The 25,395-nt window shown below is 73.6% G+C and carries 29 protein-coding genes; 21 read left to right on the top strand and 8 right to left on the bottom strand.

Annotated features, from left to right (window positions below; genetic code table 11):
- The 9 genes from L6E12_RS20560 to L6E12_RS20520 form a co-directional block, all read left to right on the top strand.
- On the top strand, positions 1–437 hold a 437-nt coding region (locus tag L6E12_RS20560), incomplete at its 5' end, for a hypothetical protein (protein ID WP_236229552.1).
- 109 nt (positions 438–546) lie between these two features.
- Positions 547–1,032, top strand: coding sequence for an Asp23/Gls24 family envelope stress response protein (locus L6E12_RS20555; protein WP_236229551.1), 486 nt, complete (start codon positions 547–549; stop codon positions 1,030–1,032).
- A gap of 5 nt (positions 1,033–1,037) precedes the next feature.
- Entirely contained in the window at positions 1,038–1,334 is a 297-nt protein-coding gene (locus L6E12_RS20550; RefSeq protein WP_236229550.1) for a hypothetical protein, read from the top strand.
- Positions 1,331–1,582: a hypothetical protein gene (locus L6E12_RS20545; RefSeq protein ID WP_236229549.1), complete on the top strand. Its 252-nt coding sequence runs from the start codon at positions 1,331–1,333 to the stop codon at positions 1,580–1,582. The genes L6E12_RS20550 and L6E12_RS20545 overlap by 4 nt, the downstream gene beginning before the upstream one ends.
- Before the next feature lie 24 nt (positions 1,583–1,606).
- A complete protein-coding gene (locus L6E12_RS20540; protein WP_236229548.1) occupies positions 1,607–1,786 on the top strand; it encodes a hypothetical protein in 180 nt (59 codons plus the stop codon).
- Positions 1,783–2,118 carry an Asp23/Gls24 family envelope stress response protein gene (locus tag L6E12_RS20535; RefSeq protein ID WP_236229547.1) on the top strand — a complete coding sequence of 112 codons (336 nt, stop codon included), beginning with the start codon at positions 1,783–1,785 and terminating at the stop codon, positions 2,116–2,118. The genes L6E12_RS20540 and L6E12_RS20535 overlap by 4 nt, the downstream gene beginning before the upstream one ends.
- Before the next feature lie 4 nt (positions 2,119–2,122).
- Positions 2,123–2,659, top strand: coding sequence for a DUF6286 domain-containing protein (locus L6E12_RS20530; RefSeq protein ID WP_236229546.1), 537 nt, complete (start codon positions 2,123–2,125; stop codon positions 2,657–2,659).
- 34 nt (positions 2,660–2,693) lie between these two features.
- On the top strand, positions 2,694–3,290 hold the full coding sequence (locus L6E12_RS20525; RefSeq protein ID WP_236229545.1) for an alkaline shock response membrane anchor protein AmaP: 597 nt from the start codon (positions 2,694–2,696) through the stop codon (positions 3,288–3,290).
- A gap of 19 nt (positions 3,291–3,309) precedes the next feature.
- Positions 3,310–4,410, top strand: coding sequence for an ATP-dependent DNA ligase (locus tag L6E12_RS20520; RefSeq protein ID WP_236229544.1), 1,101 nt, complete (start codon positions 3,310–3,312; stop codon positions 4,408–4,410).
- Positions 4,411–4,553: 143 nt separating this feature from the next.
- Here L6E12_RS20520 and L6E12_RS20515 read toward each other — a convergent pair whose 3' ends face one another.
- Entirely contained in the window at positions 4,554–4,898 is a 345-nt protein-coding gene (locus L6E12_RS20515; RefSeq protein WP_236229543.1) for a nuclear transport factor 2 family protein, read from the bottom strand.
- The gene (locus L6E12_RS20510) at positions 4,898–5,728 is read right to left on the bottom strand and encodes an SDR family NAD(P)-dependent oxidoreductase (RefSeq protein ID WP_236229542.1); all 831 of its coding nucleotides are present in this window, start codon (positions 5,726–5,728) and stop codon (positions 4,898–4,900) included. Before L6E12_RS20510 ends, L6E12_RS20515 begins: the two co-directional genes overlap by 1 nt.
- A gap of 58 nt (positions 5,729–5,786) precedes the next feature.
- Here L6E12_RS20510 and L6E12_RS20505 point away from each other — a divergent pair, with 58 nt between their 5' ends.
- Positions 5,787–6,443: a TetR/AcrR family transcriptional regulator gene (locus tag L6E12_RS20505; protein ID WP_236229541.1), complete on the top strand. Its 657-nt coding sequence runs from the start codon at positions 5,787–5,789 to the stop codon at positions 6,441–6,443.
- 95 nt (positions 6,444–6,538) lie between these two features.
- Here the strand turns inward: L6E12_RS20505 and L6E12_RS20500 are convergent, their stop codons facing one another.
- Positions 6,539–7,450 carry a DMT family transporter gene (locus tag L6E12_RS20500; RefSeq protein WP_236229540.1) on the bottom strand — a complete coding sequence of 304 codons (912 nt, stop codon included), beginning with the start codon at positions 7,448–7,450 and terminating at the stop codon, positions 6,539–6,541.
- 136 nt (positions 7,451–7,586) lie between these two features.
- On the opposite strand from L6E12_RS20500, the gene L6E12_RS20495 reads away from it, so the two are divergent.
- Together L6E12_RS20495 and L6E12_RS20490 are read left to right on the top strand one after the other, a co-directional pair.
- A complete protein-coding gene (locus tag L6E12_RS20495; protein ID WP_236229539.1) occupies positions 7,587–9,119 on the top strand; it encodes an alpha/beta hydrolase in 1,533 nt (510 codons plus the stop codon).
- A 182-nt stretch (positions 9,120–9,301) separates the two neighbouring features.
- Positions 9,302–9,541 (top strand): hypothetical protein, encoded by a 240-nt coding sequence (locus tag L6E12_RS20490; RefSeq protein WP_233427582.1) that lies wholly within the window; start codon positions 9,302–9,304, stop codon positions 9,539–9,541.
- 9 nt (positions 9,542–9,550) lie between these two features.
- On the opposite strand, the gene L6E12_RS20485 is transcribed toward L6E12_RS20490, so the two are convergent.
- On the bottom strand, positions 9,551–10,402 hold the full coding sequence (locus L6E12_RS20485; RefSeq protein WP_236229538.1) for an endonuclease/exonuclease/phosphatase family protein: 852 nt from the start codon (positions 10,400–10,402) through the stop codon (positions 9,551–9,553).
- A 399-nt stretch (positions 10,403–10,801) separates the two neighbouring features.
- Between L6E12_RS20485 and L6E12_RS20480 the strand changes: the two genes are divergently transcribed.
- Positions 10,802–11,446: a DUF6319 family protein gene (locus tag L6E12_RS20480; protein ID WP_236229537.1), complete on the top strand. Its 645-nt coding sequence runs from the start codon at positions 10,802–10,804 to the stop codon at positions 11,444–11,446.
- A gap of 11 nt (positions 11,447–11,457) precedes the next feature.
- Here the strand turns inward: L6E12_RS20480 and ligD are convergent, their stop codons facing one another.
- Positions 11,458–12,510, bottom strand: a complete 1,053-nt coding sequence (gene ligD, locus L6E12_RS20475) for a non-homologous end-joining DNA ligase (RefSeq protein ID WP_236229536.1) — start codon at positions 12,508–12,510, stop codon at positions 11,458–11,460.
- 121 nt (positions 12,511–12,631) lie between these two features.
- On the opposite strand from ligD, the gene hisS reads away from it, so the two are divergent.
- From hisS to L6E12_RS20435, 8 genes are all read left to right on the top strand, one after another.
- Complete coding sequence (gene hisS, locus L6E12_RS20470) at positions 12,632–13,897, top strand: histidine--tRNA ligase (RefSeq protein WP_236229553.1); 1,266 nt, start codon at positions 12,632–12,634, stop codon at positions 13,895–13,897.
- A gap of 35 nt (positions 13,898–13,932) precedes the next feature.
- Positions 13,933–14,274 carry a hypothetical protein gene (locus L6E12_RS20465; protein ID WP_236229535.1) on the top strand — a complete coding sequence of 114 codons (342 nt, stop codon included), beginning with the start codon at positions 13,933–13,935 and terminating at the stop codon, positions 14,272–14,274.
- A 51-nt stretch (positions 14,275–14,325) separates the two neighbouring features.
- A complete protein-coding gene (gene msrB / locus L6E12_RS20460; RefSeq protein WP_236229534.1) occupies positions 14,326–14,760 on the top strand; it encodes a peptide-methionine (R)-S-oxide reductase MsrB in 435 nt (144 codons plus the stop codon).
- A gap of 255 nt (positions 14,761–15,015) precedes the next feature.
- On the top strand, positions 15,016–15,963 hold the full coding sequence (locus L6E12_RS20455) for a TIGR04222 domain-containing membrane protein (RefSeq protein ID WP_236229533.1): 948 nt from the start codon (positions 15,016–15,018) through the stop codon (positions 15,961–15,963).
- A 36-nt stretch (positions 15,964–15,999) separates the two neighbouring features.
- Positions 16,000–16,800 carry a DUF692 domain-containing protein gene (locus L6E12_RS20450; RefSeq protein ID WP_236229532.1) on the top strand — a complete coding sequence of 267 codons (801 nt, stop codon included), beginning with the start codon at positions 16,000–16,002 and terminating at the stop codon, positions 16,798–16,800.
- Positions 16,797–17,126, top strand: a complete 330-nt coding sequence (locus tag L6E12_RS20445) for a hypothetical protein (RefSeq protein WP_236229531.1) — start codon at positions 16,797–16,799, stop codon at positions 17,124–17,126. The genes L6E12_RS20450 and L6E12_RS20445 overlap by 4 nt, the downstream gene beginning before the upstream one ends.
- Positions 17,127–17,252: 126 nt before the next feature.
- The gene (locus L6E12_RS20440) at positions 17,253–17,714 is read left to right on the top strand and encodes a hypothetical protein (RefSeq protein WP_236229530.1); all 462 of its coding nucleotides are present in this window, start codon (positions 17,253–17,255) and stop codon (positions 17,712–17,714) included.
- Positions 17,715–17,883: 169 nt separating this feature from the next.
- Complete coding sequence (locus L6E12_RS20435; protein ID WP_236229529.1) at positions 17,884–21,024, top strand: S8 family peptidase; 3,141 nt, start codon at positions 17,884–17,886, stop codon at positions 21,022–21,024.
- A 52-nt stretch (positions 21,025–21,076) separates the two neighbouring features.
- Here L6E12_RS20435 and L6E12_RS35480 read toward each other — a convergent pair whose 3' ends face one another.
- The 3 genes from L6E12_RS35480 to L6E12_RS20420 form a co-directional block, all read right to left on the bottom strand.
- Positions 21,077–22,330, bottom strand: a complete 1,254-nt coding sequence (locus tag L6E12_RS35480) for a CoA transferase (RefSeq protein WP_236229528.1) — start codon at positions 22,328–22,330, stop codon at positions 21,077–21,079.
- Positions 22,327–23,019, bottom strand: a complete 693-nt coding sequence (gene hemQ / locus L6E12_RS20425; RefSeq protein ID WP_035282977.1) for a hydrogen peroxide-dependent heme synthase — start codon at positions 23,017–23,019, stop codon at positions 22,327–22,329. The genes L6E12_RS35480 and hemQ overlap by 4 nt, the downstream gene beginning before the upstream one ends.
- Before the next feature lie 67 nt (positions 23,020–23,086).
- Positions 23,087–24,298 (bottom strand): sigma-70 family RNA polymerase sigma factor, encoded by a 1,212-nt coding sequence (locus tag L6E12_RS20420; RefSeq protein ID WP_236229527.1) that lies wholly within the window; start codon positions 24,296–24,298, stop codon positions 23,087–23,089.
- Between the last annotated feature and the right edge of the window lie 1,097 nt (positions 24,299–25,395).

The raw sequence follows: 25,395 nt of genomic DNA, 5'->3' as shown, positions 1-25,395 counted from the left end.
ACTGCGCACCGGTGCTGGCCGCGGCGGAGGACGACTGGGCGCGGGTGCGCGCGGCGGCGGCCGTGCCGCTGCCCACCCCGCCGGGGCTGGCCGAGCGAGCACTGGCCGCGGTGCGGGCGGTGCGCGGCGTGGGCGGGGTCGTGGAGGTGGCCCAGGAGGGCGGGGCGCTGCGGGTGTCCGAGCGGGTCGTCGCCTTGGCGGCGCGGGCGGCGGCCGCGGAGTACCTCGCGGGCACCGGCGGCGGGCACCTGCGGTCCGTCGTGACCGGACCCGGGACCGTCGAGTTGGGACTCGCCGTCCGGTTCGGCACAGCCATCGACCCGCTCGCCGAGCGGCTGCGCGCCCACGTGCTGGCGAGCCTGGCCCCGCACCTGGGCGAGCGGCTGCCGGTGGTCGACGTCCAGGTGGTCGATGTGACCCATCCCCCATCCGGGTGACTTGGCGAGAGTTGTCGGCGGGTGCGGGCATCTGACTGAGTACACGGCCCCGAACGCAGCAGCGACAGGGGCGGTGAGCCCCCAGCCGATTCGGAAGGAACCGCCGACGATGGCAACCACGAACCCCACCAGGCCCGACCAGGCCGTCGACACCTCGCCCGCCACCCGCACCGGGGCGTCCCCGGCCCGCTTGGCCGACGACCAGTCGCACGGCAAGACCACCATCGCCTCCAACGTCGTGCAGAAGATCGCGGGCATGGCCGCCCGCGAGGTGTCCGGTGTGTACGCGATGGGCGGCGGGGTCTCCCGGGCCTTCGGCGCGATCCGCGAGCGCATCCCCGGCGCGGGCACCGTGTCCACCTCCGGGGTGTCGGTGGAGGTCGGCGAGAAGCAGGCCGCGATCGACCTCGACATCGTCGTGGAGTACGGCGCCGGCATCGTCGAGCTGGCGCGCGCGGTGCGCCGCAACGTGATCACCGCCGTGGAGCGGATGACCGGCCTGGAGGTCATCGAGGTCAACATCTCGGTCAACGACATCCACCTGCCGGACGAGAACGGCGACGACGAGGCGCCCACCACGTCCCGAGTGGAGTGACCACCGTGGACCCGACGGCCGCCCCCGGCGCGCTGGCCGACGCCATCGGCGCGGCCGTGCTCGCCGACCCCGCGGTGCTGCGGCTCGACGGCGGCGCGTTCGGCGCCGTCGCCACCGCGCTGCCCGGGCGGCGGGTCGTCGGTGTCCGGGTCGGCGCCCCCGGGGACCCGATCGAGGTCTCCGTGGTGCTGGCCATGGGCACCCCCGTCCCGGCGGCCGCCGCGCGGGTGCGCGGCGCGGTCCGGGCGCTGGCCGGGCCGGTCCCGGTCGACGTCCACGTCAGCGACGTGGACGTGCCGTGACCGACCCGCGCGAGCGGGCCGCCCGGCGCGAGTTCGTCCGCCGCGCCCACCCGGACGTCGGCGGCGACCACGACGAGTTCGTCGCCGGACTGGCCCGCCTGCGGGCCGCGGCCGAGCAGTCCGATCCGGACGGTCGCAGGTGGGACGGTCCGGTCGTCGGGGACACCCGACCGGGTGGCGTGTTCGGCCTGACCGACCGGGTGCGCCGCTGGCACAGCAGGCGCTTCCGCAAACCCCGGGTCCGCTGACCCGCCAGGAACGAGTAGGGACACATGAACGCGACCCAGACCGGCATCTTCGCCGGCCTCATCCTGGGCCTGGCCGCCTCGCAGGGCTTCCTGGCCTTTGTCATCACCCTGGCCATCGGCTTCGTCGGCCTGGTCGTCGGCCGCATCGTCGACGGCGAACTGGACCTGTCCGACATGTTCGGCGGCCGGGGCAGGGACAAGTGATCGAGGTGGACGACCGGGGCACGCTGAGCATCGACCCGGTCGTGGTGCGCAAGATCGCCGAGCACGCGGCGGACGCCGCCCCCGGGACCACGGCGGTCAAGCGCAAGCTCATCGGCTCGCACGGCGCCTCGGCCACCGTCGACGGCACCGGGGACACCGTGTCGCTGCGGGTGGACCTGGCGCTGCACTACCCCGCGGCGGTGCGCCAAGTCGTGGCGGACGTGCGCGCCGCGGTCACCGGGGAGGTCGAGCGGATCACCTCCTACCGGGTGCTCGGAGTGGACGTCACCGTCTCCGCGCTGCTGCCCGAGATCCGCGCGCGAGTGGAGTGAGGCAGTGCGCGTCTTCGTCCGAATCCTGAGCCTCCTGCTCGGCCTGGCCCTGGCCGCCGCGGGAGCACTGCTGGCCCTGGAGGTCGGCTGGACCTGGGCCCGTCCGGTGGACGGCCCGCTGCTGGTCCCCTGGCCCGCCTGGCGCGACCGGCTGGCCGGGCTGACCTGGCAGGACACCGAGGTCCGGATCACCGCCTGGGTGGTCGCCGGGACCGGTCTGGTGCTGCTGCTGGTGGCGCTGACCGCCCGGCGCAGGGACATCGAGCTGCTCGACCCGACCCCCGGGGTCACCGTCCGCACCTCGCCGCGCTCGCTCGCCCGGATCGTCGGGACGCGGGTGCGCGCCGAGGAGAACGTCAGCGGCGCCTCCGTCACCGCCACCGCGCGCAAGGTGCGGGTGCGGGCGAGCAGCGGCCTGGAGTCCGAGGAGCAGTTGCGGCCCCGGTTGCAGGAGGTCGTGCGCACCACCCTCGAGGACCTGCCGCTGACCCGCAGGCCCCGGATCAGCGTTGTCGTCGACTCGCCCCGGGACCGCACGTGACCGCCCACCGCCCCGACCCACACCGGGAACGCCCATGAAATCGCCGTCCGTCGCCGCCCTGGCCCGCTCCTACCGCGCCGAGCGGGTCGTCACCGCGCTGATCGGCCTGCTGGCGCTGCTCGCGGGCGCCACCGCCCTGGTGGTGGGCCAGGGCTGGCTGGGGTCGTTCCGCGCGGTGCGGCCGGTGCTCGACCCGATCGCGCTGGACACCCTGGGGAACTGGCAGACCCACGCCAGGGTGGGCGCGGTCGTCGCCGGGGTGCTGCTGCTGGTGCTGGGCCTCCTGCTGGCCGCCCGGACGCTGCGGCCCGAGCGGCACCCGGACCTGGCGCTGGACCGCTCGGTGGGTTCCGGCCTGGTGGTGACCGCGTCGGCCATCGCCGAGGCGATCGCCGTGGACGCCGAGCAGGTCGACGGGGTCAGCCGGGCCAGGGCCACCGTGGTCGGCGACCCGGAGGAGCCCGCGCTGCGGCTGAGCGTGTGGCTGCACGAGGGCACCCGGCTCAAGGACGTGTGGCGCGAACTGGACGGGTCGGTGCTGACCAGGGCCCGCGACTCGCTCGGCGTGGACAGCCTGCCGACCGCGGTCCGCGTGGAACTGGGCACCGCGGAGCGCCAACGGGTGCGCTGAGCGGGGCTCTCAGGGCAGGATGTGCCCCGTGGCGCTCCCGCTGACCCCGCCGGTCCAACCCATGCTCGCCAAGCCGTCGAAATCCATCCCGGACGGCGCCGACCTGGTGTTCGAGCCCAAGTGGGACGGCTTCCGCTGCCTGGTCTTCCGCGACGGCCCCGAGGTGACCCTCCAGTCGCGCTCGGGCAAACCGCTCAACCGCTACTTCCCCGAGGCGGTGACGGCCCTGGCGGCGGCCCTGCCCGACCGGGTCGTCCTCGACGGCGAACTGGTCGTCGACCGCGACGGCCGCCTCGACTTCGACGCCCTGTCCGAGCGCATCCACCCCGCCAAGAGCCGGGTGGACCTCCTCGCCGAGCAGACCCCCTCCCGCTTCATCGCCTTCGACGTCCTCGCCCTCGGCGACGCCGTCCTCCTGGAAACCCCCGCCGTCGAGCGCCGCCGCACCCTGGAAGACCTGCTCACCCCCACCGACTCGGTCCACCTCACCCCGGCCACCACCGACGCGGACCTCGCCCGCCGGTGGTTCACGATCTTCGAGGGCGCGGGCCTCGACGGGGTGATGGGCAAACCGAACGGCCCGTACACGCCCAACAAGCGCACCATGCTCAAGTTCAAGCACGCCCGCACCGCCGACTGCGTGGTCTCTGGCCTGCGCTGGCACAAGGACACCGAACCCGGTGAGGCGGTCGGGTCCCTGATGCTGGGCCTCTACGACAACACCGGCGCCCTCAACCACGTCGGCGTGATCGGCTCCTTCACCGCCGCCCGCCGCCGGGAACTGGCGGTCGAGATGGCCGAGCTGATCCCCGGCGGAGCCGAAGCCCACCCCTGGTCCCAGCCGGACAACGGGGCGTCGCGGATGCCCGGGGCCATCAGCCGGTGGCGCACCACCGAACAGCCCTGGGTCCCCCTGCGGTTGGAGCGGGTGGTGGAGGTCGCCTACGAGCACACCGAGGGCGGCTACCCCAGCCGCTTCCGCCACACCGCCCAATTCCGCCACTGGCGCCCCGACCGCGAGCCGTCCTCCTGCACTTACGAGCAGCTCGAAGAACCGGCCACCTACGACCTGGAGTCGGTCCTGCGCGGCGAGGTCAGGGCCAAAGAGCAGGACTCCTGAAAAACCGCCTGCCCGGCAACCAGCCACGCCGAGCCCCACCGGGCGCAGCGGCACCGACTCCTCGACCACGAGAACAGCACGCCCATGGCCGCTCCCCTGCTCATGGCCGGGGCAGTTCTCGGGCTGCCCCGGCCGGTGAGGGATCAGGCGGGCGCGATCGCGAGGTCGGTGACCTGGTCGTCCTCGATGCCGAACACGAACGCGAAGGACAGGGGCCCGCCGGGGAACTCACCGTCCCCGGAGGCCACCAGCCGATCGCCCACGAACGAGGTCGGCGTGATCACGATCTTGGGGTTGATCAGGTGCACCTGGATCCACTCGCGGATCTCGGTCTCGCCTGCGTAGGTCGTCCCGTCATCGCGCACGGTGGCCCCGTCGCCGAAGACCGCGGCCAGCGCGTCCGCGTCGTGCGCGTTGGTGGCCGCGATGAAGTTCTCGACGGCCTTGGGAAGAGTGGTGTGGTCCATCTTGCTCTCCGGTCCTCTCATCAGAAATCCGCGCCGCGCGAGAGCTTCTCGTTCGCGCGCAGCTCGGTGAGTGCGTTCTCGTGCATGGCGACGACGACGTCGTAGCCGGAGTTGCCGAGCACGATCCGTTGCGGCGGAACGGGTGCGTCCATCGCGCTGATCACGGCCCGCACCCCGCGTTCGGGGTCACCCTCCTGCTTGCCGTCGTGGTCGGCGAACGCCGCCTTGACGCCCTCGACCATCGGCACGTAGGCGTCGACGGTCTCGTTGACGGGCTCGTCGTGGAAGCCCGCGAAGGCCCTGGTGCGGAACGCTCCCGGCTCCACGACGAGCACGCGCACACCGAACGGCTCGACCTCGTGGCGCAGTGCCTCCGACAGTCCTTCGAGCGCGAACTTCGCCGCCGAGTAGTAGCCGAACCCCTGCGTGCTGACGAGGCCCGCCACCGACGACATGTTCACGATCCAGCCGTCGCCGCGTGCCCGCATACCCGGCAGGACCGCGCGCAGCACCTCGACCACGGCGAACAGGTTGAGGTCGAACGTGCGGCGGACCGTCTCGTCGGGGGCGCCCTCGACCGAGCCGAACCAGCCACGGCCCGCGTTGTTGACGAGCACGTCGATCCCGCCGAACCGCTCCTCCGCCGCCGTGACCGCCGCACGCACCTGCTCGGCGTCGGTGACGTCGAGCTGGAGAACCAGCACGCGGTCGCCGTACGGCTCGGCCCATTCCCGCAGTTCAGCGGGCCGACGCGCGGTCACCACCACCTGATCGCCCTGTTCCAGCGCAGCCTCGGCGTAGACCAGGCCGAACCCTCCCGGAGTCCCACCGGTGATGAACCAGGTCCTCATGGACTTCCCCTTTCGCTATACGAGCCAATGTAGCGGTACATGCGCTAATGTAGCAACCATGCAGAACGCACGGGATCGCCTCCTGCTCGCCGCGGCGGAGTTGCTGGAGGGCGGTGGCGCGGTGTCCACGAGGGCGGTGTGCGAACGCGCAGGCGTGCAGGCGCCGACGCTGTACCACCACTTCGGCAGCAAGCAGGGCCTGATCGACGCCGTGGTGAACCACGGCTTCACCCAGTACACGGCGGTCGAGAGCTCCGGCGACCCGCTGGAGGACCTGCGGACGGGCTGGGACCGGCACGTGCGGTTCGGGCTGGAGCACCCGACGTTCTACGGCCTGCTCTACGGCCGCGCCGAGCCGGGAAAGCCCTGTGCCGTCACGGCTCCCGCGCACGACGCGTTGCGGGAGCGGTTCACCGAGGCCGCCGCACGCGGCCTGCTGAAGGTGCCCGCGGACGACGCCGCGGAGCAACTGCTCGCCGCGAACGTCGGCATCACGCTGACCCTGATCGCCCAGCCGGAACCGGACTTCGGGCTGTCCGGACGCCTCCGCGAGACCGTGCTGGCAGGCGTGCTGCACACGCCGTCAGCAGGCACCCCGGCCACCCGCGCGAGCACCGCGCTCACCCTGCGCGCCCTGGCCTCCGACGACCCCGGCGACCTCACGCCGGGCGAACGCGCGCTGCTCGGCGAACTGCTCGACCGCTTGGCCCGTTAGAGCACGCGGTGTCCCCCGCCGGGCCACTCGGTCGGGCAGGGCTCGATGTCCGCAAGCCCGGTGGTCCGCCGCACCGCGACGGCACCTCGGGTGCCTCAGGCGTCCGAGGAACGCGCATAACGCGTCGCCCCGGCAGAAGCAGCGACCACGCAGCAGATCGCCACCCACTGGTACGGCGCCAGCGCCTCCCGCAACACCACCAGCCCGGCGATCGCCGCCACCGCGGGCTCCAGGCTCATCAGCACGCCGAACACCCGGGGCGGGATCTTGCGCAGCGCCTCCAGCTCCAGCGAGTACGGGATCACCGACGACATCAGCGCCACCCCGAGCCCGACCAGCAGGACCGTCGGCGACAGCAGCCCGGCGCCCGCGTCCAGGGCGCCGATCGGGAGCACGACCAGCCCGGCGACGCCCATGGCCAGGGCCAGGCCGGTGCCGTCGGCGCTGGCGCGGCCCAGGGCGGCGCCCAGCAGGATGTACCCGGCCCAGCACAGGCCGGCGCCGAGGGCGAGCAGCAGGCCCACGACGGACACGTCGCCTTCGCCGCCGCGGGCGAGGAGGACGACGCCCGCGCCCGCCAGCAGTGCCCACAGGGCATCGAGCCAGCGGCGGGAGCCCGCCAGGGCCAGGGTCAGCGGCCCCAGGAACTCGACGGTGACGGCGACGCCCAGCGGGATCCGGTCCAGGGCGAGGTAGAACAGGGTGTTCATCGCCGCCAGGACCACGCCGTAGCCGACGACGACGGCCAGGGTGCGGCGGTCGACGCGCAGCGAGGGGCGCCAGATCAGCAGCAGGACCGCCGCGGCGAAGACCAGGCGGAGGGCGACGACGCCGGTGGCGCCCGCGCTGGCGAACAGGTGCTTGGCCAGGGCGGCGCCGATCTGGACGCTGACGATGCCCAGCAGGACCTGCGCGGTGGGCGGGATGGCGCCGGTCAGGCGCGGGGTGGCGGTGGCCAGCCACACCAGCGGTCCGCGCGGGGTCCGCTCCACCTGTGCGAACACCACAGCCGCACGCTCCTCTCCGGTGCCCGCCCTGGGCGCGGTCATCCTATGTCTGGGTGTTCACCGGGGTCTCACCTGCGTGGTGACAGGCTCCACGGCGAACATGGGACTGCTGCGTGGGGAGAGGGACGGGCAACGCGTGAGGGTCGGACGCTGGACCTGGCTGGTGCCACTCGCCCTGCTGTCCGCCTGCACGGCCGGACCGTCGACCCGCCCCGGCATCGTCGTCAACGACGGGGTGGAGCAGCAGGCCCCGCCCGTGGCGCCGCCGACCGGCCCGGCGCCGCTCCCCGAGCTGGGCACCCCCGCCAACGAGAAGATCCGCTGGTCCCCCTGCTCGGCGGAGGTCGTCGCGACGCTGCCGCAGACCACCCTGCCGACCGAGTGCGCCAGGGTCAGCGCGGTCCTGGACTCACCGTCCCTGCCGGGGCAGGGGCTGGCCCGGCTCCAGGTGCTCAAGATCGGGACCGGTCCGGTGCCGGTCGTGGTGTTCAACGACATCGACGGGGTGCCGGGGACGGTGTACGCGGCCCGGCTCGCCACCACCCTGCCGCCCGCGCTGCTGACCCGGGTCTCCCTGGTCGGGGTGGACCGGCGGGGCACCGGGGGCAGCGACCCGGCGCGCTGCGTGCCGGAGGAGACCCGCACCGGCATCGTGGGCCTGGACCCGAGGGAACTCGACGTCGAGGCGGCGGTGGACCAGGCCAGGACCGCGGGGCAGCAGTGCTCGATCGCGCTGGAGGTCCGGTTGCAGGCCCTGGACACCTGGCGCAGCGCGGGCGACGCGGAGACGCTGCGGGTCGGCCTGGGCATGACCCGGCTGCACGCCATCGGCCACGGCGAGGGTTCGCGGGTGCTGTCGGTGTTCGCCGAGCGCCACCCGGACCGGGTCGGCAGGCTGGTGCTCGACGGCCTGCCCGACCCGAACCCGGACGCCAAGATCGTGCTGGAGGGTGTGGCCGAGGGGGCGGACGCGACCTTCGGGGCGTTCGCCGAGGACTGCGCGGCCCGCGGCTGCGAGCTGGGCAACGCCAGGGCCGCGCTGACCGAGATCCTGGACCGGGCCGAGGCCGACCCGCTGAGCACCCCGGATGACATCGGGATCACCCCCGGGGTCGTGCTGCGCGTGCTGCTCGCGGGCCTGTCCGACCGCCAGTCCTGGCCCGCCCTGTCCCGCGCCCTGGCCGACCTGCGGTCCGGGAACACCGCCGCGGTGGCCGCCGCCATCACGCCGGTGCTGCGGGAGACCGAGAACCGGCCCGCCACCTTCGACGCCGCGCTGGTGACCCGGTGCAACGACACCAAGTCGCGGCTGGCCACCGAGCAACTGACCGCGGCGGCGAAGGACTGGAACACCCGCTTCCCGGTGTTCGGCGCGCTGACCGCGCAGTGGTTGGCGGTGTGCAGCCCGTGGCCGATCCCGTCGCAGGAGCTGCCGCAGCCCTCGGCGCGCACCGCGCCGCCGATCGTGGTGCTGGGCACCGCCACCGACCCGGTGACCCCGCTGGCGGGCACCGAGCACGCCGCGCAGCAGCTCGCGACGGCGACCCTGCTCACCTGGCAGGGCGCGGGCCACGGCGCGCTGGGTTCCTCGGCGTGCGCCACCGAGGCCGCCGCGGCGTTCCTCGGCGAGGGCACGGTGCCGCGCGACGGCACCGTCTGCCCGCCCTGACCGACCTCACCGCCGAACCGGCCCGGGGTCGCACCGTCGTCCTGTGGACAGCCGAACCCGGTCCGTCACCCCGGCGCACCACCCGGCCGCACCCCGCTGGTCCGATCGGTGGATGACCGGTCCCGGCCGTGTTGCACCCCTGGAATCGTCCGCCGCCGCGCCTACACTGCTCAGCAACGGCCGTGACGGAAGGGAGGTTCACCATGTCGGACGCGTACCTGGTCCGGTATGTCGGCGGTCCTCTCGACGGGCGCGTGGACACGCTGCCCGGGCTGCCGGACGAGCCGAGGGAGACGGTCACGCACGTGCACCTGCACGGTGGCCCCAAGATCGTGCACCACTACGACCTGCACTACGCGCTGGAGTACGGCTGCGAGTACCGGTTGCGCGAGGCGGAAGAACGCGACTTGGCGCAGGACTAGGCCGCGGCCTCACCCGGAGACCCGTTGGTACCCGGGTGATCGACCGGCTTCGCGACCCGGTCCCAGGACCAGGTCGGCCAGCACGGGCCGGTGGTCGGAGGCGGCACTGTCCACGACGGTCGCCGAGGTCACCCGCACCCCCGGGGACACCGCGACGTGGTCGATCTTCTTGGTCGGGGCGTCGGCGGGATAGGTGGGGCCGGTGGGGGCCGAGCGCAGCGCGGTCCACAGGGGCGCCAGTTCAGGGGCTTCGGGTTCGGCGTTGAGGTCGCCCAGCAGCACCTTCGGGCCGTGCGCCCGCGCCAGGACCCGCAGGGTGTCCGCCACCTGGGCGGCCCGGACCGAGGGGTCGGGGCGGTAGTCCAGGTGCGTCGAGTAGACGTGCACCGGGCCGCCCCTGGTCAGCACGACCACCTCGGCGAAGCCGGGCATGGGCGTCGGCGGCAGGGTCGGGTCCTGTGTGGACAGGCGGGTGATCTCGTGGTTCTCCGTGCGCAGTACGGGCAGCGCGCTCAGGACGGCCACCCCGTAGCGGCGGCGCGGGGTGCCCGGCTCGTCGTAGATCGGGGCGAAGAACACCCGCAGGCCGGTGCGGCAGGCCAGTTCGCGGGCCTGGTCGGCGAACCCGCTGCGCTCGGACCAGTGCACGTCGACCTCCTGCAACCCCACCACGTCCGGGCGGGCGGCGCGGATGGTGGCCGCCACCCGGTCGAGGTCGAGGCGGCCGTCGGCGCCGATGCCGGTGTGGGTGTTGAAGCTCAGCACCCGCAGCGCGACCGGTCGGTGCGCCGGTTCGGCCGGGGTGCCCGCGGCCGGGGTGGCGGCCAGCAGGGCGAGCAGGGTGATCAGGAGCGCGCGCACGGGGGCCTCCGGGTGATCGGTGGTCCCCCACCATGCGGCGCCTCAGCCCGCCGGGGCAACGACCGGCCCGGAAATGATGAGCAAACACAGCGCGCACCGGGGCCCCGGCTCCCCGCCCGCCAGGTCCGGAGGGGCGGCGTGGGTGCAGGACGCACGGTAGTGCTGGTGCGCGAGCCGGGTGTTGGGCGCCACCGGGAAGGCGTGCAGGACACCGTCGTAACAGCTTCGCCACCACAGGTACCTGATCCTCATCTCCCGGAACCTAGGTTCACCGGCGGAACCCGGCGAATCGGACCACGCGAACGGGTGTCGCCCGCCCGCCGGAACTGTCGGGGGGTCCGGGCAGACTGTCCGTGATCATCGAGCGGGAGTGAGGCGGACGTGGCGAAGGCGGAGTCAGTGGGGGCACCACCGGCGAGAGCGCTGTCGGCGGAGGACATCGAAGGACTGCGGGCGGCCCTGGCGGGGGGCAAGCCAACGCCGGTGTGGTTCACCGAGGCCGCGGTGGGCGTCGAACCGGGGGCCTCGGCGAAGGTCGTCGCGTTCGACGAACCCGCGGAGGGCGACTACGTCCAGGTCCGGCCAACCGGCTCGCGGGACGTGCTGTCCTTCTCCCCCGCCGAGCTGACCGCGGTGAAGCCCGCGCCGAAGCCCAAACCGGCGCCCCGGCCCGCCGCCGCACCGCAGTTCGCACCGCCGTCCGGGGAGGTCGTGGTGGGCATCGAGGGCGGCGCGGAACCGCAGAAGCGGCAGCCGTCGCCGTCGCGGTCCCGCAAGCAGCAGCCGGTGGAGATCACCGTGACGCTGCACTCCACGCCCGAGGGCGAGTGGACGGTGGACGTGCTGGTCGGGAAGAAGCGCACGGTCCGCTGGGTTCCGGTGCCCGCGGGCGAGGTGGGGCGGCTGGCCAAGCACCTGCCGAGCGAGGTCGGCGAGGCCATCGGGGTGGCGCTGGAGGCGGCCAAGGAGCGCCAGGAGCTCCGGGTGACCCAGCTCAAGGCCGAACTGGAGGCCGCCCAGCGCGCCCTGCGCGACCTCGGCTGACCCGGGGCGGCCTACTCGGTGTCCGGGCGGGCCTTGGAGGGCTGGACCCGCTTGGGCTCACCGGGCATCTTCGGGTAGTCCGGCGGGTAGGGCAGGTCGCCCGCGCCCTGCCGGTCCGACAGCTCCAGCAGCGGTTCGAGCGAGAACGCGGCCCCGGTGATCGCCGCGTGCGGGTCACCGACGTCGGCGAAGCGGGCGGGCACGGTGCGCACGGTGAAGTCCTCCGGGCTGACCCGGGGCACCTCGTCCCAGGTCAGCGGGGTGGAGACGAGCGCGCGCGGGGTGGGGCGGATGGAGTAGGCGGAGGCGATGGTGCGGTCGCGGGCCATCTGGTTGTAGTCGATGAACACGCGGCTGCCGCGCTCCTCCTTCCACCAGCTCATCGTCACCCGATCGGGCATCCGCCGCTCCAGCTCGCGGCCGAGGGCGATCAGCGCCCGACGCGCCTCGACGAAGGTCCAGCGCGGCTCGATCGGCACGTAGAGGTGCAGACCGCGCCCGCCGGAGGTCTTCGGGAACGCCTCCATCCCCAGCTCCGCGAGCAGCGCGCGGGCCTCCCCGGCCACCACCACCGCGTCGGCGAAGTCGGTGCCCGGCTGCGGGTCGAGGTCGATCCGGAGCTGGTCCGGGTGGTCGGGGTCGGTGCGGGTGACCGGCCACGGGTGGAAGGTGAGCGTGCCCAGGTTCGCCGCCCAGGCGACCACGGCGGGCTCGGTCGGGCACACCTCGTCGGCCGGGCGGCCGCTGGGGAAGGTGATCCGCGCGGTCTCGACGTAGTCGGGGGCGCCCTTGGGGGCGCGCTTCTGGTAGAAGGCGTCGCCCCGCTGGTCCTGGCGGGTGGAGAGCTGCGCGCCCTCGACCACCCCGCCGGGCCAGCGCTCCAGCGTGGTCGGCCGGTCCCGCAGCGCGCCCAGGATGCCCTCGCCCACCGCGAGGAAGTACTCCACCACCTGGAGCTTGGTCACGCCCAGCTCGGGGAAGTACGGCTTGTCCGGACTGGACACCCGCACCTTCCTGGTGCCGTGCGGGCCATCGACGTCGAGCTCGACCGCGGGAGTCGCCATGCGGGGCAATCTACGGGCGCCCACCGACAGGTGCGCGCAAAACGCGCCGGCGACGACTCGCTAGTCTCATGTACATATCCCATCTGATATTTATCCCAAGCGAGGACCCCTTCCGGTGAAGATGGACAACAGCCCCGCCAGGGGCACCCGTGACCTGCTGCCCGCGACCGTGGCCGTGCGCGACCACGTGCTGGCCACCATCACGGAGGTCTACCACCGGTTCGGCTACCAGCGGATCGAGACGCCCGCCCTGGAGGGCATCGAGCGGCTCTCCGGTGGTCAGGGCGGGGAGAACGAGAAGCTCATCTACCGGGTGCTGCGCCGCGGCCTGGACGAGACCGTCGCCGCGGGCACCGAGGTCAAGGACCTGGTCGACCTGGGACTGCGCTACGACCTCACGGTCCCGCTGACCCGCTTCTACGGCAACAACCACGCCGCGCTGCCGACGCCGTTCCGCTCGTTCCAGTTCGGCCCGGTCTGGCGGGCCGAGCGCCCGCAGAAGGGCCGCTACCGCCAGTTCAACCAGTGCGACATCGACATGATCGGCGAGGAGAGCGTGCTCGCCGAGGTGGAGCTGATCGAGGCCACCACCGAGGCGCTGGCCGCCGCAGGCCTGGACGGCACCACCGTGCGGGTCTCCGACCGGCGCTTCCTCTCCGCCCTGGCCAAGGCCGCCGACCTGCCGGAGGAGGCGTGGACCGGCCTGTTCATCACCCTGGACAAGCTGGACAAGATCGGCTGGGACGGCGTGCGCGCCGAGCTGCCCGAGCGCGGCCTCGACACCGCCCGCATCGACCGGTTGCAGGAGACCATCGTCGGCCTGCGCGGGGTGGACCCGGCGAAGCTGGGCGACACCCTGGCCGACACCGTCCCCGGCCTGCCGGACGAGGTGGTCGCCGACCTGGCGCAGACCGCCGACGCCCTGGCCGCGCTGGCCGGGACCAGGCCGGTGAGCTGGGAGTTCGACCCGACGCTGGTGCGCGGCATGGGCTACTACACCGGCCAGATCTTCGAGATCACCCACCCGGCGTCGTCCGGTTCGGTGGCCGGTGGCGGGCGCTACGACCGACTGGTCGGGCGCTCCCTGGGCAAGGACGTCCCGGCCTGCGGGTTCTCCATCGGCTTCGAGCGCATCGTGGACCTGATCGACGCGGGTCCGCGCACCGCGGCGGTCGCCGTGCTCTACGAGGCGGACGTGCCGCTCACCAGGGTGACGGGCCTCGCCAGGCAGTTGCGCGCCGAAGGGGCTGCGGTGTCCCCGGTCCGCAGGCGCGGGAAGTTCGGCGCCCAGCTCGGGCGGCTCCAGGAGTGGGGTTTCACGTCCTTCGCGCACCTGCGCGCCGACACCGAGGGCACGCCTGAGCTGCGTGCTCTCGGCGACGAGTAGCCGACATTTCGCCGCTGCCGAGTTACCCTCGGAGCATGGTCTCGACAGGCACCCAGGGCGCGTCGTCCGAGGACGACCGCCGTCCCGGGGCGGACACCGGGAACCAGGACCGCTTCCACGAGGACCTCGTGGGGCTGGACCCGGCCGACCCCGAGGCGCGCGCGTTCGCCGAGCACCTCGACCGGGTGGAGCAGGTGCGCCCCGGCTACACGGTGGAGGGCTACCTGGGCGGGGTGCGCGACTTCGCCGAGGGCGCGAACCGGCTCGGCGGGCACCACCGGCTGACGGCGGGAATCCTGGCGGCGCTGATCCTGTTGGGAGTAGTGGTCGCCGCCTGGGACGCGCTGGTGTTCATCCTGGGTGTGCTGTTCGGCTGAACGGCCGAGGACTTGCGACCGGGAACTTGGAGGAGACACATCGTGGTCGGCATGAAGCCCGTCGTCGGGGCCACCCCCCGGGTGGTCAAGTCGGAGCAGGAGTGGCGCGCGCAGCTTGACCCGCGCGAGTTCGCGGTGTTGCGGCAGGCGGGCACCGAGCCCGCGTTCACCGGTGAGTACACCGACACCAAGTCCACCGGCGTCTACGAGTGCCGGGCGTGCGGGGCGGAGCTGTTCCGCAGCGACGCGAAGTTCGAGTCGCACTGCGGGTGGCCGTCGTTCTTCTCCCCGCTGGCCGGGGAGAGCGTGGTGCTGCGCGAGGACAGGGCGCACGGCATGGTCCGCACCGAGGTGCTGTGCGCGAGCTGCCACAGCCACCTCGGCCACGTCTTCGAGGGCGAGGGCTACCCGACCCCGACGGACCAGCGGTACTGCATCAACAGCATCTCCCTGCGCCTGGTCGAGGACGAGAACCCGACCGGCTGAGCGCAGCCGCCCACCGATCCCGCGCCCGGTCCCCGGGCGCGGGATCGGCCCTTTCGGGGAAAGCCTAAATCCATCTCACGTCCCCCTTAAATCTTGCTCAAGTCACCTTGTGCCCGCGCTCACACCCGGTCGAGCATGGGTCACCGCCGGATCGCACGAACCGGTGGAACGGTAGGGGAAAGGGCACCACTCGGGCGTTGACCGATGGCGTTGGGCGACCGGGTTCGACCTACTTCCCCGGGCAGGGGGATCGACATGGGAGAAACGTGGGGGATCACCGGACCTGAATTCCTGCGCGGCTACGCCGTCGCCTTCGCCGTCGCGGTGCTGTGCTGGGTGGCGGTGCGGCTCATCGCCCGCTCCGGTCCGCGCAGCACCTCGGCCGACGCCTCACCGCACAGCCTGCTGACGCTCGACGAGCTGGCCTACCTGGCGGGCGGCCCGAGGCGGGTGGCTGAGACGGCGCTGGCGCGACTGCTCGACGGGGGCCTGCTGCGGCCGAGCCGCGCCGGGCAGGTCCAGGTGGTGGCGGGGGCCACCAGCGCGAACCGGGTGGACCGGGCGCTGCTGTCGGATGCCGGGGGCTTTCGGCATCGGACGGTGCGGGTCCTGATCGACAAGGTGGGTCGGGGCGACGCGGTGGACGACGTCCGCGCAGCGCTGACCGGCAAGGGGTTGCTGGTCGATCAGGGCCCGCGGTACCGGGTGGGGTCGGTGCTGGCGCTCGGTCTGCTGTTCGCGGTGGGGGTCGCGCGGTTGGTCGCGGGGGTGGCGGGCGGGCGCCCCTTCGGGTGGCTGCTGCTGTTCCTGGCGGTCACGCTGCTCACCTGGGTCGTGCTGGCCAGGCGACCGCTGCCGACGACGACCCACGCCGGGCAGCGGGTGCTGGCGGAGGCCGGGGCCGCGCGGGTCGGGGAGGACTCGGGGGCGGCGCTGCTCGGCGGTGTCGCGGGTCTGGTGGCGTTCGGCGGCTTGGCGGCGTTCCCCGACGCCGAGGTCAGCTCCGCCCTGGAGCTGAAGTTGGTGGCGGCGCAGTCCTACGGCGGCGCCGCCGGTGCGGCCGGGTCGAACTCGACGTGGAGCTACTCCGACGCCGGGTCGACGGCGGGCTTCGGCAGCGGTGGAGGGAGCGGCTGCGCGAGCTCGGGCGGCAGTGGTGGTGGCGGGGGCGGTGGCTGCGGCGGGGGAGGCTGCGGCGCCTGACCCGCCCGCATCACGGGGAGGGGCACAATGGGCGGCATGGGAGAGCTGGGGATCGGCATCGGCTGGCGGTCGGAGATCGACCTGACCGTGGAGCGGCTGCCGGGTGTCGACTTCGTGGAGGTCGTGGCGGAGAACCTGCACCGCGACCACCTGCCGGAGTCGGTGCGGATCCTGCGCGGGCGCGGGGTTCCCGTGCTCCCCCATGCCGTCTCGCTGTCCCTGGGCGGGGCCGACCCGGTCGACCCCGCCCGGGTCGAGCACCTCGCCGAGGTGGCCTCGCTGCTGGAGTCCCCGCTGGTGAGCGACCACGTGTGCTTCGTGCGCGCGGGCGGGTTGGACTCCGGTCACCTGATGCCGGTGCCGCGCACCCGCGAGGCGCTGGAGGTGTTGGTGGACAACGTGAAGACCGCGCAGGCCGGGCTCGGGGTGCCGCTGGCGCTGGAGAACATCGCCGCGCTGCTGCGCTGGCCGGACGCCGAGCTGACCGAGGCCCAGTTCCTCACCGAGCTGACCGAGCGCACCGACTGCCTGCTGCTGCTGGACGTGGCGAACATGTGGGCCAACGCCCGCAACCTGGGTGAGGACCCGGTGGCGCTGCTCGACGGGCTTCCGTTGGAGCGCCTGGCTTACGTGCACGTCGCGGGCGGGGTGGTGCGCGACGGGGTCTACCACGACACGCACGCGCACCCGGTGCCGCCGGAGGTGTTGGAGCTGCTGGGAGAGCTGTGCCGCCGGGTGTCGCCGCCCGGGGTGCTCCTGGAGCGGGACGACCGCTACCCCGCCGACGCCGAACTCGCCGCCGAGCTGGCCGCGATCCGCGCCGTGGTGGCCGGGTGAGCGCGCGCGAGCGGCTGGCCGCGCGGCAGGCGGAGCTGTTGGCGGCGCTGCTGGCCGACGGCCCGGCGCCCGCGGGGTTCGACGCCGAGGCGCTGCGGGTGGAGGCGGACGCACTGCTGGCCAAGCGCCGCCGCGTGGTCGCCCTGATCGACCCGGAGGTCGCCGAGGCGTGCGGCGAGGACTTCGCGCCGCTGTTCGCCGAGTACGCCAGGGGGAACCCGCGCCGCGACGGCTCCCGGGCGCGGGAGGACGCCGCCGCGTTCGCCGCGTGGGTCGGAGCGCGCCGCCCGAAGCGCCGGTGGTGGCGGGGCGGGAGACGGGGCTGAACCCGTTGGTGTCCGGCCGAATGGCTCCCCGGCACCGATTCGGGGACCCCTCCCGGGAAATCCCGGTAGGGTGATCTTGCGGCCTGGGCTCGATCACCGCAGCGCACCGGCACCGGGGAGGACTGGATGCGGCACCTCTGCTGGGTCGTCCTCTGCCTGCTCGCGCTGACCGGCTGCTCCGGGGGCGAGCCACTCGCATGCACGGCCATGGCCAGCCCGACCGGGGTGGCCGTCGAGGTGGACGCCGGGGCACCGATCTCCGCCGGGCCGGTGCGGTTGACCCTCTGCGCGGCCGGGCAGTGCCGAGACCTGCGCGTGCCGCTGAACCCGGCGACCGGCACCGGGACGAGTGGCTGCTCGGGTGGGGTCTGCTCGGCGGAAGCGGTGCCGACCGGCGGCTTGGTGGGGTTCGCCGACGATCCCGAGCTCACCGAGCAACCGCTGGAAGTGGCGCTGACCACCGGCGACCGCGAGTTCCGGACCACGATCACCCTGACGGCGGTGTACCCGAACGGCCCCGACTGCGGTGGCGCGGGCGTGCAGGGCCGGGTCGGGCTGACGGCCGAGGGCAACCTCACCAGCCGCTGATCCGTTCAACCGTACGGCGGATTGTGAACTATTCCCCCAGTGCATAGTTTCTTTTCCACAGGGGGCTAGATATCGGGGGGAATCTCTTTCATCACCGGTCATCCGGTCCTTTGGTCCTGTCCGCTCACGACCGGAGGTACCCGTGCGAAGTCGCACACCAGTACTCGCCGTGACCACCGCGGCACTCGTCCTCACCGGCCTGCCCGCCACCGGCGCCACCGCGGCACCCGCCACCGGCCCGGCCGACCCGGCCCGCACCGTGACCCTGCTCAGCGGTGACCAGGTCTTCCTCGCCCGCCCGGACGCCCGGCCCGAGGTCCGGCCCGCCGCCGGGCGCGAGCACGTCGCGTTCCGGGTGCGCACCGTGGCAGGCCACCTGCACGTCGTCCCCGCCGACGCGCAGGCGCTGCTGTCCTCGGGCAGGCTCGACCCGCGGCTGTTCGACGTCACCGGCCTGCTCGACCAGGGCTACGACAACCGCCGCGGCGACCTGCCGCTGATCACCACCGGCCCGGCCCCGCGCGCGGCGGTCGCCGGGGTGCGCACCGTGCGCGACCTGCCCGCCTCCGGTGGCCGCGCGCTCAGCGCCGACAAGTCCGCGCTGGCGGGCTCCTGGCGGGCGCTCGCCTCGACGGGCCGCGTCTGGCTCGACGGCAAGGTCACCGCCACCCTCGACCGCAGCGCCGCGCAGATCGGCGCACCGCAGGCCTGGCAGGCGGGGGTGACCGGCGAGGGGGTCACGGTCGCCGTGCTCGACACCGGCGTCGACCAGACCCACCCGGACCTGGCAGGCCGCGAGGTCGGCGAGCACAACTTCAGCGACGCCGCCGACGCCGTGGACCGGTTCGGCCACGGCACGCACGTCGCCTCGACCGTCGCGGGCACCGGCGCGAAGTACCGGGGCATCGCGCACGGCGCGCACCTCCTCGACGGCAAGGTGCTCAACGACTTCGGCTCCGGCCAGGAGTCGTGGATCGTGGCGGGCATGGAGTGGGCCGTCGCGCAGGGCGCCGACGTGGTGAACCTGAGCCTCGGCGGCTACGACACCCCCGAGGTGGACCCGCTGGAGGAGGCCGTCAACCGGCTCTCGGCGACCACCGGCACCCTCTTCGTCATCGCCGCGGGCAACAGCGGCGCGGCCAAGACGATCGGCTCACCGGGCAGCGCCGACGCCGCCCTGACCGTCGGTTCGGTCGACCGCGAGGACGCGCTGTCGGTCTTCTCCAGCCGCGGCCCCCGCATCGACGGCGCCGTGAAGCCGGACATCACCGCGCCGGGCGAGGACATCGTGGCGGCCAAGGCTGCCGAGGCGATCATCGGCGACCCCGCCGAGGACGGCTACATCGCGCTGTCGGGCACCTCGATGGCCACCCCGCACGTCGCCGGGTCCGCGGCGCTGCTCGCCCAGCAGCACCCGGACTGGACCGGGCAGCAGCTCAAGGCGGCGCTGACCGCCTCGGCCAAGCCGACCCCGGGCCTGAGCTCGTTCGCCCAGGGCTCCGGCCGGGTCGACGTGCCCGCCGCGCTGGCGGCGCGGGTCACCACGGAACCGACGTCGATCAGCTTCCCGACCGCGGTGTGGCCGCACGCCGACGACGCGCCCGCCGCCAAGGAGCTGACCTACCGCAACGGCGGCACCGAGCCGGTCACCCTGGACCTGACCGGTGACATCGTCGGCCCGGACGGCAAGGCGGCCCCGGCGGGCATGTTCACCGTCACCCCGGCCCGGCTCACCGTCCCCGCGGGCGGCACCGCCACGGCCACCATCAACGTGGACACCCGCATCGGCGCGGTCGACGGCCTCTTCGGCGGCTCCGTCGTGGCCACCGGCGGCGGGACGACCACCCGCACCGCGGTCGGCGTCGACCGGGAGGTCGAGAGCTACAACGTCACGGTCACCCTGATCGGCCTCGACGGCAAGCCGACCGGCGAGGGGGGCGCCACCCTGTTCGGCTACGACGACCCCGCCTTCCACGACGGCGGCAGCCCCACCGGCACCTTCACGCTGCGGGTGCCCAAGGGCCGGTACTCGTTTGACGCCAGCTTCTTCCCGCAGACGGCCGAGGGTGTGCAGACCGTGGTGCAGCCCCTGCTGGAGGTCACGAAGGACACCGCGGTCGTCGCCGACAGCCGCACCACCAGGCCGATCGACGTCACCGTCCCCGATGACGGGGCGGAACAGCAAATCGGTGTGGTCGGGTTCGAGGCGGAAACCGAGCGCAGCAGGTTCGGCAGCTACATCCTGGTCAACTCGTTCAACTCGATCCGCACCGCGCGGCTGGGTCCGAAAGCACAGGGCATCGCGGTGAACTCGATCGTCGAGGGCACGTACACCAGCGACAGGGGCTTCTACAACCTGTTCTACGGCATCCCGGGTGACTACCCCACCGGGCTGACCAGGCACCCCCGCGCGGCCGAGCTGGCCACGCTGAAGACGACCTTCGGCAAGACCGCGCCGGACGCCACCCTGTCGTGGAGCGCCTACGCCTCGATCCCCGGTGGCGCGTCGTCGACGTTCCTCCTGGCCTCCCCGGCCTCGCTCGGCGGGACGACCCAGTTCGTCAACACCGATGACGGCGTGCAGTGGGCTGTGAACGCCTACATCGACGGGTCGCTGCCGGTCCAGTACTGGAGCCCGCTGCTCACCCTCCGGGCGGGCCGGACCACCGAGCGGCGGATGCACGTGGGGATCTTCGGACCCGACGTGAGGTCCGGTGTGGGCTCGGGGTTCCTGCGGGACCGCGACTACCTGGTGGCGTCCCCCGGTCTGGTCTCCGACGGCGCCGGGAACTCCGGGTTCAGCGACTTCAAGGGCACCACGACGCTGTCCAAGGACGGCAAGGTCATCGGTGAGAGCGCGGAGAGCGGGTACGGGGCCTTCGAGGTGGGCGATGCCTCGGGCACCTTCACGGTGGCCACGACCGGTGACCGCAACCCGGCCCACGACCTCGCCACGCACGTCGACGCCAAGTGGACCTTCCGGTCGAGCCCCGAGCAGGAAGCCATCCAGCTCTCCGCCATCCGCTTCCACGGCGCGCTCGACGCCGACAATGCGGCCCCGTCCGGGCGCTACTACCTGCCGGTGGCCCTGGAGCGGGAGACCGGTCAGCCCGACCTGGCCAAGAAGCTGACCGTGGACGTCTCCTACGACGAGGGCAAGACCTGGTCGCGGGCGCAGGTGATCGCCAAGTCGCTGGTGGTGCTCGACCACCCGAAGGGCGCCGGTTCGGTGTCCCTGCGGGCCTCGGCCGAGGACTACCGCGGCAACTCGGTCGAGCAGACCGTGATCCGGGCGTACAAGGTGAAGTGACCGCAGCACAGGGGGCGGCTCACCCCGACCGGGTGGGCCGCCCCCTGTGCTGTCACCACCACTGGGGCGGATCGGCGCCCGGTGTGCGGGGAGCGCTGTCCCACCGCGGCGGCGACCCGGGCAACCCTCCGGGGACCCGCACGTGCCTGAGCCGCCCGAACGCACTGTCCACCTCGGACAGGTAGGCGTCCACCGGGCCGCCGTGCTCGGTGGAGTCGATCCGGCCCAGGCCGTCGAGCCAGTGCGCGGTGCGGGCCAGCGAGACCCGCACGTGCCAGGTCCCGCCCCCGGCGGCCCGCCTGCGCAGCGCGGTGATCACGCCGAGCGCGGCCAACCAGCCGGTACCGTGGTCGAGGGCCTGCGCGGGCAGGGGGACCGGCTCGTCCGCCCCGGCCGCGATGCCGGTGGCCATCTGCACCAGGCTGTCGAACCCGCGCCGGGTCCGCCACGGTCCACTGTGGCCGTACGCGCTCAGGCTGACCAGGATCGCCCCCGGCGGCAGGTCGCGCTCGCCGAAGCCCTTGGCGGCCAGCGAACCCGGCCGGAACGACTGGACCAGGACGTCGCCGTCGGCCAGCAGCTCGCGCAGCACCGCCCGGTTCTCCTCGGCGCGCAGGTCCAGGTGGGTGGTGCGCTTGCCGAACCCGGTGTCGACGGCCAGCGGGTGCACGGTGGGCAGGTGCGCGGCACCCACGTGCAGCACGTCGGCACCGTGCGCGGCCAGCGTGCGACCGCACACCGGGCCCGCGATGACGTGGGTCAGGTCGAGCACCCGCACCCCGGCCAGCGGCCGGTCGGCCCTCGGCAGCGGGCGGGCGGGCCCGTCACCGACCCGGTCCACCGCCACCAGCGGCTCGGCCGCCACCGCGACCCCCTGCGGGTGCCCGCGCCACTCGGCGGCGGGACGCAGCGCCGCGGCGGCGCCACCGGCGGCCAGCACCAGGTCGGCGACCTGCTCCGCCGGGCGCCGCAGCACCCCGGCGGCGACGTCGTCACCGAGCACCGACCGGACGGCCGCCTCGTGGTGCGGGTGGTTGCAGTGCAGCCGCACCCAGCCGTCGGCGGCCCGGTAGTCGCCCGACAGCGGCGCCCACACCGCGCCGGGCGAGGCGCCGTCGACCAGCAGGTGCCGCTCGCTGCGGAACGACTCCACCGCGTGCAGCAGGTCGACCGACACCGGACCGGGGTCGGTGCCGCGCTCGCGCAGCACCCCGGCCGCCGCCGCGGTCACCTGCCGCACGCACCAGGCGGCGGCGTGCGCGACCCGGAACGGGCCCGCGACGACCCGCTCGCCCGCACCGGTCACGGCAGGTTGGTGACCAGCTCCGCCGGGGGCACGCGGGTGCCGGTGTAGAACGGCACCTCCTCGCGCACGTGCCGCCGCGCCTCGGTGCCGCGCAGGTGGCGCATCAGGTCCACGATGCGGTGCAGCTCGTCGGCCTCGAACGCCAGGATCCACTCGTAGTCGCCCAGCGCGAACGAGGCCACGGTGTTCGCCCGCACGTCGGGGTAGTCCCTGGCCTCCTTGCCGTGGTCGGCGAGCATCCGGCGGCGGTCCTCGTCGGGGAGCAGGTACCACTCGTAGGACCGGACGAACGGGTACACGCAGATGAACTTGCGCGCCTCCTCACCGGCCAGGAACGCCGGGATGTGGCTGCGGTTGAACTCCGCGGGCCGGTGCAGCGCCACCTGGCTCCACACGGGCGTCGACGCCCGGCCCAGCGCGGTGCGGCGGAACCCGGTGTAGGCGGCCTGCACGTCCTCGACGGCCTCCGCGTGCCACCAGATCATGTAGTCCGCGTCCGCCCGCAGCCCGGCCACGTCGTACACCCCGCGCACCACCACCCCCTTCCCCTCCAGGGCGTCGAGGTACTCGGTGGTCTCCGCGGCGGCGTCCGCCCGGTCCTCGGGCAGCGTGCCCGCATCGACCCGGAACACCGACCACATGGTGTACCGGATGGTGTCGTTCAGCTCGGCGTAGTTGAGGCGCGACATGCGCCCATCGTCGCACTCCCCCGACCCGGGCCGCCGCCCCAGGTGGCCAGGATCGCCGCCGCGGCGCTCAGCGCTCGTCGAAGAACCGCGCGGCCTGCTCGCGGATGCGCTTGAGCCGCTTGGAGACCGGGCTGTGGCCGCGGTAGCCGAGGATGCCCGCCACCTCGGTCAGGTTGGTGTAGCCGCTGCGCAGGAGCACCACGACCTGCCGGTCCCGCTCGTCGAGCAGGGCCATGAAGTCGCCGAAGACCACCCGGTCCTCGACCTCGGTCTCCGGCCCCTGCACCGGGATGGTGTCGGTCAGCTCCACGAACCGCACCTTCACCTTCGACCGCTTGCGGTAGAGCTTGCGCTCGAAGTCCTCCCTGGCGAAGGTCCACCGCTCGCTGAAGTCGTCCTCCACCCGGTTCGCCCGCACCGCCTCCAGGATCCCGCGCAGCCTGCCGTCGTGGTCGGCGGCCTCGACCGTGCGCACCACGGCCTCCGCCGCCTCCTCCTCACCGCGCCACAGGTCGGCGCCCACCCGGGGGTTCGCCAGCACCACGTCGTCGGTCAGGGTGCCGTCGGGCAGCGGCAGCGGAACGGCCGGGACACCGTTGTCGACCACCGGCAACCCGCGCAGGATCTCCTGCATCACCTGCGTGATCGGGGGCAACCAGAAGTCCAGGTTGTGCGCCAGCAGGCGGATCGGGTCGCCGGGGGTGAACCCGCTGATCGGCGACCCCGGCATGAGGTGCCGCCACACGGTCGCCGCCCACGCGCGCGACAACCGCGCCTCGAAGTCGGCGGGCAGGTACCGGTCGACGCTGCTCGACTCCGCCAGGAACGGCCACTGCCCGCTGCCCAGCAGCGGCAACCCGTGCCGTTCCACGGCGCCGCGGGGCAGCAGGTGGAACAGCGGCGCGTACTCGTGGTACCGGGTCCTGGTGCGCGGGATGAACATGACGTTCGCGTCCCCGCTCCCGGCCACCCGCCGCAACTCGACCGGCAGCTCGTCCGGGCCGAAGAGCAGCCCCCGGTGCTGGGCGGCCTCCCAGAGCAGGTTCCACTGCGAGATCGCCCCGGCCAGCTCCAGGCTGTCCGCGGCGGCCACCGGCACCGTGACGTACTCCGCGGGCTTGGGGTCCCTGGCCCGGATGACCGCGCGGAACAGCGACCCGGCGGAGAGGTTCCACAACCGGGGGTACTCGTCGGGGGTCGCCCGCTCGGGGTCTTCGAGCAGGTCCTCGCGCCGCAGGGCCTCGATCTCGTCGTCGGACAGCAGGGGGTCTTCGGTCATGCTCACGTCCTCGGCGGGGGTCCTCATAACACCTTCACGACAACCGGCCGCGATTCCGTTCCCGTCCCAACCGAACACCTCCCCTGTGGACAACCGTTCGACAGCCCGCGGGGACCGGGGCAAGCTCATCACGGGCCACGAACCCGCGACAGGACGAGCACCGACCCCACACCCGCAGGAGGAAAAACGAAACAGAATCACAACTTCAGAGCGAGTAGGCGAGCGTGGGTGCCCTGGCCGGTGTGCCCCAAACCACCGAGCCACCGCAACCCGCCGGGTGCCGCCGTACCGGCTGAGCACATCCACCCACCCGGGCCTCCGCACAGCCGGGGACGGCGGTTTGTGGGTGGCTGAGCGGTTTCGGGGACAGGCCCCCGGCAGCGGGAAGCACTTGGCCCGGTGGGTGCCGCGCTGCCGAGCTGGGCATGTCCGACCAAAGCGCCTCCGAGCCAGGCGCGGCCAAGCAAGCCGTGCCCGGCCACGGCACGCCGAACGAGGCGTGCCCGAACAGGGCACGGCAAGCCAAGGCGTGCCCGGTCACAGTACGACCGGCCAAAGGCGTGGCGCTGAGGCACGGCCCAGCAAGGCGCGGTCGGTCAAAGCGGGCCTGAGCGACGCGTGCCCGAACAAGCCGGGCCCGCCATGGCACCGCTCAACGAGGCGCGCCCGAACAAGGCACGGCAGGCCAAGGCGTGCCCCGCCACGGCACGGCCGGTCACGGCACGGCCGGTCACAGCACGGCCGGTCACAGCACGGCCGGTCAAAGGCACAGCCGCCAACGCACAGCCCAGCAAGGCACGGTCTGTCTGAGCCGGCCTGAGCGACGCGTGCCCGGGTAAGCCGTGCCCGGCCACGGCACCGCCCAACGAGGCGCGCCCGAACAGGGCACGGCAAGCCAAGGCGTCCCCGGTCACAGTACGACCGGCCAAAGGCGTGGCGCTGAGGCACAGCCCAGCAAGGCGCAGTCCGCCTGAGCTGGCCTGGGCGAGGCGAGGCCGCGGCCGGGCGAGGCGGGCACGGCCGGGCGAGGCGGGCACGGCCGGGCGAGGCGGGCACGGCCGGGCGAGGCGGGCACGGCCGGGCGAGGCGGGCACGGC

The organism is Actinokineospora sp. PR83 (assembly GCF_021056305.1).
Lineage (GTDB): Bacteria > Actinomycetota > Actinomycetes > Mycobacteriales > Pseudonocardiaceae > Actinokineospora > Actinokineospora spheciospongiae.
This window is presented reverse-complemented; position numbering and strand designations above follow the sequence as displayed.